We start from the raw sequence: 6,649 nt of genomic DNA, 5'->3' as shown, positions 1-6,649 counted from the left end.
CCCCGGGCCGCGCAGCCCGCCGGGGAGCCCGCCCCGCCCCGCCCCCGGGCGGCGATGCCGGGGCCGTCCCTGCTCTACCGCTCCGGCATCCAGGTCCGGCCGCACCGGGACACCCCCGGGGTGCCTGACGTCTCGGCGCTCTCCTGGCTCGTCGCCGACGCGGACAGCGGCGAGGTGCTGGCCGCGTACGACGCCCACCGCCGGCTCCCGCCCGCGAGCACCCTGAAGACCCTCTTCGCGCTCACCGTCCTCCCGGTGCTGCCCAGCGGGCAGCAGCACACCGTGCGGTACGGCGAACTGGACGACGTCGGCGAGGGCAGCAGCCTGGTCGGCGTCGAGGAGGGGCACACCTACCAGGTGGCCGACCTGTGGCGCGGCGTCTTCCTCAGCTCCGGGAACGACGCCGTGCACGTGCTCGCCCGCATGGGAGGCGGCTGGGAGGCCACCGTCGCCCGCATGCAGGACAAGGCCCGCTCGCTCGGCGCCCTCGACACCCATGTGGTCTCCCCGGACGGCTACGACGCCCCCGGCCAGGTGTCCTCCGCCTACGACCTCGCGGTGTTCGGCCGGACGGGCCTGCACAACCCCGACTTCGTCCGGTACTGCGCCACCGCCCAGGCCCCCTTCCCCGGTGACGGGTCGCCGTACCCCATCGAGAACACCAACCGGCTGCTGACCGGCGAGGACGGGGTGGCCCCGTACCCCGGACTCATCGGGATCAAGAACGGCTACACCAGCAACGCCGGCAACACCCTGGTGGCAGCGGCGCGGCGCGGCGGGCGCACCCTGGTGGTGAGCGTGCTGAACCCTCAGGCGGACGGCGGGTTCACCGTGTACGAGGAGGCCCGCGCCCTGCTCGACTGGGGCTTCGCGGCGGCCGGGCGGGTCGACCCGGTCGGCTCGCTGGACGGGCTGCGGCCGCACCCCTCCCGGCCGGCGGCGTCCGCGACACCCGTGGTGGCGGCCGTGGCACCGGAGGACGACTCCGACTGGTCCGGCACCGCCGTCGTCGCGGGGCTCTCCGGGCTCGGCGCGGGGGCCGTGGCGCTGGTACTGCGGGCCAAGGGGAACCGGGGCGCCCGCGACTGACCCACCGGCAGGCCGAGCAGCAGGCCCAGCGAGATCCACGTGTAGAGGTTGCCGCCCAGGAACCCGTCGAGGCCGGAGGCGTCGTCGAACCACAGCCACACCACGCTGGTGCACAGCACCACGTACAAGGCGGCCGCCGTCCGCGGGTGCCCCGCGCGGACCAGCACCGCGAACGAGGGCAGCAGCCACACCAGATGGTGCACCCAGGTGATCGGGCTGACCAGGCAGGCCGCCGCGCCGGTGAGCGCGAACGCCGCCGTCCAGTCCCCGGCCGCGACCGCCCGACGGCCGCGCCAGGCCCAGACGCAGAGGGTCAGCAGGACCGCCGTCGCCCACAGGGGGCGGCCGGTCTCGCCGAGGCGGGCCAGCACCCCTTGCAGCGACTGGTTCGACACGTAGTCGAGGCGGCCCACCCGGCCGGTGTCCCAGAGCGCCTCCGTCCAGTAGAAGCGGGAGGCCGCCGGGTCGGCCCAGGCGGCCAGCGCGGTGGCGGCCACCGCGACGGCCGTCGCCGTGCCGGCCGCCCGCCGGCGCCCGGCGAGCAGCAGCAGACCGATGAAGAGGGCGGGGGTGAGCTTCACGGCGGCGGCGAGCCCGATCCCCACGCCTGCCCAGCGACCCCGCCCGCTCGCCAGCAGCCAGCAGTCGCCGAGGACGAGGGCGAGCAGCACCAGGTTCACCTGGCCGAAGCTGACGGTGTCCCGCAGCGGTTCGAACAGGGCGAGCAGGCACAGGCACAGCGCCCACCGGTACCAGCCGTGCCGGCGCGCACGCGGCCCGGCCAGGACGGCCAGGACCACCGCGAGCGCGGCGAGGTTCACCAGCAGGGACACGACGATCGCCGCCGTCCGGCCGAGCAGGGCCAGCGGCAGCATGGCGACGGCGGCGAACGGCGGGTACGTGAACCCGTACGCCGTGCCCGGCACCCGGTAGTCGTAGATCCGGCCGCCGTGGTGCACCCAGGTGTGCACGGTGCCGTAGTACACCCGCAGGTCGAAGAAGCCGCGCAGCAGCGGCACGGTGGCCGTGAACACCGTCACCGCCGCCACGAGGAGCAGGACGAACAGCAGCCGGCCCCGGTCCGTGCGCGGCCCCGGCTCCTCCAGCCGCCCGGGCAGTCCCGGCCGTGCCCGCCGGCCCGTCATGCCGCCCGCCCCGGAACCGGGGCCCGGACCGACCGGTGGACCTGGCCGGCCTGGTGGGCCTGCCACAGGACGACCACCCCGAGCGCCCCGCCGGAGACCGCGAGTACCAGCTGGCCGAGGTCGGCCGGGCCGCCGCTGGGCAGGACCGCGAGGGCGAGCACCCCCGCCGGCACGGCCACCCGGTGCCGTACCGAGGTGCTGGGCGCGGCGGCGGCGATGAGGAACAGGCCCCAGAGCACGTACCAGGGGCGGATCGCCGGGCCGAAGACGGCGACCGCGAGCAGGCTCAGGCCCAGCGCGTACACGGGCCGGGGCCGTAGGCGCAGCCATATCAGCAGGACGGCCGCGGCGGTGGCCGCGAGGCCCAGCAGATGCCAGGCCGGGACGGCCAGCGGGGCCAGGCCGCTGCCGAGGTGTTCGAGCAGGGCGCCGGTGGCGCGGCCGAGCAGACTGGTCAGCGCCCAGTTGTGCGGGGAGACCGGGGTGTCCAGGGCGCCGATCCAGCCGTAGCCGGTGCCGGCGACGGCCGTGGCGGCGACCGTCGTCGTGGCGGAGGCCGCCGCCGTGGTCAGCACGGTGGGCAGGGGACGGCGGCCGGAGCGGACCCGCAGGGCCACGACGACCGGCAGGCCGAGCGCCGCCGGAGCCTTGACCAGGGCGGCCAGCGTGACGAGGACGGCGCCGACGACGGGTCCGCGGCCCCGCGCGGCGACCAGGCCGAGCCCGAGCAGGCCGAGCATCAGGGCGTCGTTGTGGGCACCGGCGACCAGGTGCAGCAGCACGAGCGGGTTCAGGGCGCCGAGCCACAGGGCGGCGGCCGGGTCGGCCCCGCTGTGCCGGGCGAGGCGGGGCAGCGCCACCGCCATCAGGGCCACGCCGAGCAGGGCGACCAGGCGCATGCCGAGCAGGCCGGCGGGCACCTCGCCGCGGGTCAGTCCGGACAGCGCCGAGGCGAGGGCCAGGAACGCGGGGCCGTAGGGGGCGCCGGTGTGCCGCCACATGGGGGCGACCTCGTCGGCGAGCGGCCCGCCGAGCCGCGCCGGGCCGTGGGCGTAGACGTCCATGTGGGCGTCGACCATGGCGCCCTGCGCGAGATAGCTGTACACGTCCCGGCTGAACAGCGGCGGGGCCAGCAGCAGCGGGGCCGCCCACACGGCCAGGACGAGCAGCAGGGCGCGCGGGGCGGGCGGCTCGGGACCGCGGACCAGCCGGCCGAGGAGCACCCAGGCGGCGATGAGCAGCACGACGCCGAAGTAGACCCCGACCAGGCCGAGCGCCGCCTGCGCGGAGGCGGGTGCCGGCAGGTCCCGGACGGGGAGGGCGCCGGCCGTCTCACCGCCGAGTGCGAGCGAGGCGGTACCGGCCAGACCCAGCACCTGGCAGCGGCGGAGATCGACGGGGAATGCCATGGCCAACACCCGGTCAGGGTGTCAACACGGGGTGGCCGGAAGACGACGGCAGCCCTGCCGGGCGGGGGCCGAGGTGTGACCGGCGCGTGGTGCGTTCCGGTCGGATCCGTCGCCGGTCCCTCGTGGCCCGGCGGCTCCCCCCGGACTCCCCCGTCCGGGTCGGAAGACGACGCCCGTCAGAACACCGACAGCCCGGTCAGGGTCGTGAAACGGTCCAGGGCCGCCACACCCGCCACCGAGTTGCCGCGTTCGTCCAGGCCCGGGCTCCACACGCAGAGCGTGCACCGGCCCGGTACGACGGCGATGATCCCGCCGCCGACGCCGCTCTTGCCGGGCAGGCCGACGCGGTAGGCGAAGTCACCGGCCGCGTCGTACGTGCCGCAGGTCAGCATGACCGCGTTGACCTGCTTGGCCTGGCTGCGGCTGAGCAGCCTGCTGCCGTCGGCGCGGATGCCGTGCCGGGCGAGGAAGCCGGTGGCGAGGGCCAGGTCGGCGCAGGAGGCGGCGATGGAGCACTGCCGGAAGTACTGGTCGAGCAGGACCGGCACCTCGTTGTCGATGTTGCCGTAGGACGCCATGAAGTGGGCGAGGGCCGCGTTGCGGTCGCCGTGGGCGGTCTCGGAGGCGGCGACCTCCTCGTCGAAGCCGAGATCGGGGTTCCCGCTCTCGGTACGCAGGAAGGACAGCAGTTCGCCGGCCGCGTCCCCGGTACGGGTGTGCAGGCGGTCGGTGACGACGAGCGCGCCCGCGTTGATGAAGGGGTTCCGCGGGATGCCGTTCTCGTACTCCAGCTGGACCAGGGAGTTGAACGGGTTGCCGGAGGGTTCGCGGCCCACGTGCTCCCACAGTTCGTCGCCCTCGCGGGCCAGGTCCAGGGCGAGGGTGAACACCTTGGTGATCGACTGCGTGGAGAACGGCTGCCGCCACTCCCCGACCCCGTACACCGTGCCGTCCAGTTCGGCGACGGCCATGCCGAACCGGCGCGGGTCGCGGGCGGCGAGCGCCGGGATGTAGTCGGCGGACCGGCCGCGCCCGGGCGTGCGGTCGATCTCCGCCATGATGCGATCGAGGACCGGCTGGAACTGCGAGGACATGATCGTCATCATGCCGCACCCGCGACACCGGGGCGCTCCCGGGGCGTCGGGCGCCCGCGTGCAACGCCAGTGCGGGGACCGACTCTGGGAACCCCGGGGGTGACGGCACTCGCGGGCCGGGCGGGAGGCCCGGCCGGGCGGCACCCACGGGCCGGGCGCGAGGCCCGGCCGGGCAGGAGGTCGAGCCGGGCAGGAGGCCGAGCCGGGCGGGAGGCCGAGCCGGGCAGGAGGCCGAGCCGGGCGGGAGGCCCTACCGGGCAGGAGCGCCGGCCCAGCCACAAGCGCCCCACCGGGCACGACACCCCGGCAGGGCGGGAGGCCGGGCAGGAGCACCAGGCCAGCCGGGAGCGCCGCGCCGGGCAGGGGGCCCCGGCAGGGCAAGAGCACCCGACCAGCCACAAGCGCCCCGCCCGGCAGGGCAAGAGCACCGAACCAACCAGAAGCGCCCCGCCGGGCCGCGCGCGGGTGCCGGTCAGATCGCCGGCGTCGTCCCGCTGCCGGCGAGCACCTCGGGTCGCAGGAGTCCCGTGAGCCGTTCGGCGGGCAGCAGGCCCTTCTCCAGGACCAGTTCGGCCACGCCGCGCCCCGTCGCCAGGGCCTCCTTGGCGATGTCGGTGGCGGCGGTGTAGCCGATGTGCGGGTTGAGCGCGGTGACCAGGCCGATGGAGTTCTCGACGGTGGCGCGCAGCCGCTCGGTGTTGGCGGTGATGCCGGACACGCAGCGCTCGGCGAGTGTCAGGCAGGCCGTCCGCAGGTGCGTGACGGACTCCGACAGGGAGTGCAGGATGATCGGCTCGAAGGCGTTGAGCTGGAGCTGTCCCGCCTCGGCGGCCATGGTGATGGCGACGTCGTTGCCGATCACCTCGAAGGCGACCTGGTTGACCACCTCGGGGATGACCGGGTTGACCTTGCCCGGCATGATCGACGAACCGGCCTGTACCGGCGGCAGGTTGATCTCACCGAGACCCGCGCGCGGACCGGAGGACAGCAGCCGCAGGTCGTTGCAGCTCTTGGAGAGCTTGACCGCGATGCGCTTCAGGACGCCGGACATCTGGACGAAGGCGCCGCAGTCCTGGGTGGCCTCCACCAGGTTGGCCGCGGTCACCAGCGGCAGGCCGGTGATGGCCGACAGGTGTCGGCGGGCCGCCTCGGCGTACCCGGGGGGAGCGTTGAGGCCGGTGCCGATGGCCGTGGCACCGAGGTTGATCTCATGGATCAGCTCGACGGCCTCGGCGAGACGGCTGCGGTCCTCCTCGATCATGACGGCGAACGCGGAGAACTCCTGACCGAGCGTCATCGGTACCGCGTCCTGCAACTGTGTACGGCCCATCTTGAGCACGTCACGGAACTCGACGGCCTTGCGGGCGAACGCGTCCTGGAGCACGGACATCGCCTTGAGCAGTCCACGTACGGCGAAGATCGTCGCCACCTTGACGGCCGTCGGGTAGACGTCGTTGGTCGACTGGCCGAGGTTGACGTCCTCGTTGGGGTGCAGGTGCGTGTACTGGCCCTTGGCGTGGCCGAGCAGTTCCAGCGCGCGGTTGGCCACGACCTCGTTGGCGTTCATGTTGGTGGACGTGCCGGCACCGCCCTGGATGACGTCCACGACGAACTGGTCGTGCAGCTCGCCGGCCCGGATCTCCCGGCAGGCGGCGACGATCGCGGCCGCCTTCCCGGGTGCCAGCAGCCCGAGTTCCTCGTTGGCGAGGGCGGCGGCCTCCTTCACGGCGGCCAGGGCGTCGATCAGGTGCGGGTAGGCGGAGATCGGCGTGCCGGTGATGGGGAAGTTCTCCGTCGCGCGCAGGGTGTGGATGCCCCAGTACGCGTCGGCGGGCACATCGCGGTCGCCGAGCAGATCGTGTTCGCTGCGGGTGGCGGCGGTCATGAGGGTACGGTCCTCTTCCTGAGGTGC

Annotated in this window: 4 protein-coding genes and 1 pseudogene; 1 reads left to right on the top strand and 4 read right to left on the bottom strand. The window is 74.6% G+C overall.

The genetic code is table 11. From position 1 onward, the window contains the following. Positions 1-54: 54 nt before the first annotated feature. Positions 55-798: pseudogene (locus ABZV94_RS26315) on the top strand (serine hydrolase); the annotation flags it as partial. An 11-nt stretch (positions 799-809) separates the two neighbouring features. Here ABZV94_RS26315 and ABZV94_RS26310 read toward each other — a convergent pair. The 4 genes from ABZV94_RS26310 to aspA form a co-directional block, all read right to left on the bottom strand. Then, a complete protein-coding gene (locus tag ABZV94_RS26310) occupies positions 810-2,234 on the bottom strand; it encodes a glycosyltransferase 87 family protein (protein ID WP_356344348.1) in 1,425 nt (474 codons plus the stop codon). Beyond that, positions 2,231-3,643, bottom strand: coding sequence for a polyprenol phosphomannose-dependent alpha 1,6 mannosyltransferase MptB (gene mptB, locus ABZV94_RS26305; RefSeq protein ID WP_356344345.1), 1,413 nt, complete (start codon positions 3,641-3,643; stop codon positions 2,231-2,233). Before mptB ends, ABZV94_RS26310 begins: the two co-directional genes overlap by 4 nt. 176 nt (positions 3,644-3,819) lie before the next feature. Next, the gene (locus tag ABZV94_RS26300; protein ID WP_356344357.1) at positions 3,820-4,746 is read right to left on the bottom strand and encodes a glutaminase; all 927 of its coding nucleotides are present in this window, start codon (positions 4,744-4,746) and stop codon (positions 3,820-3,822) included. Between the two features lie 463 nt (positions 4,747-5,209). After that, on the bottom strand, positions 5,210-6,622 hold the full coding sequence (aspA, locus tag ABZV94_RS26295) for an aspartate ammonia-lyase (protein ID WP_356344343.1): 1,413 nt from the start codon (positions 6,620-6,622) through the stop codon (positions 5,210-5,212). Positions 6,623-6,649: the final 27 nt, after the last annotated feature.

This window comes from Streptomyces sp. NPDC004658, from assembly GCF_040609555.1.
In the GTDB taxonomy this organism is placed as follows: domain Bacteria; phylum Actinomycetota; class Actinomycetes; order Streptomycetales; family Streptomycetaceae; genus Streptomyces.
The sequence above is the reverse complement of the archived record's forward strand: the minus strand, read 5'-3'. Positions and strand labels throughout refer to the sequence as shown.

Bases quoted from the DNA above. Each gene is read 5' to 3' on its own strand.
- mptB (WP_356344345.1), bottom strand. From the start codon at position 3,643: ATGGCATTCCCCGTCGATCTCCGCCGCTGCCAGGTGCTGGGTCTGGCC.
- aspA (WP_356344343.1), bottom strand. From the start codon at position 6,622: ATGACCGCCGCCACCCGCAGCGAACACGATCTGCTCGGCGACCGCGAT.
- ABZV94_RS26310 (WP_356344348.1), bottom strand. From the start codon at position 2,234: ATGACGGGCCGGCGGGCACGGCCGGGACTGCCCGGGCGGCTGGAGGAG.
- ABZV94_RS26300 (WP_356344357.1), bottom strand. From the start codon at position 4,746: ATGACGATCATGTCCTCGCAGTTCCAGCCGGTCCTCGATCGCATCATG.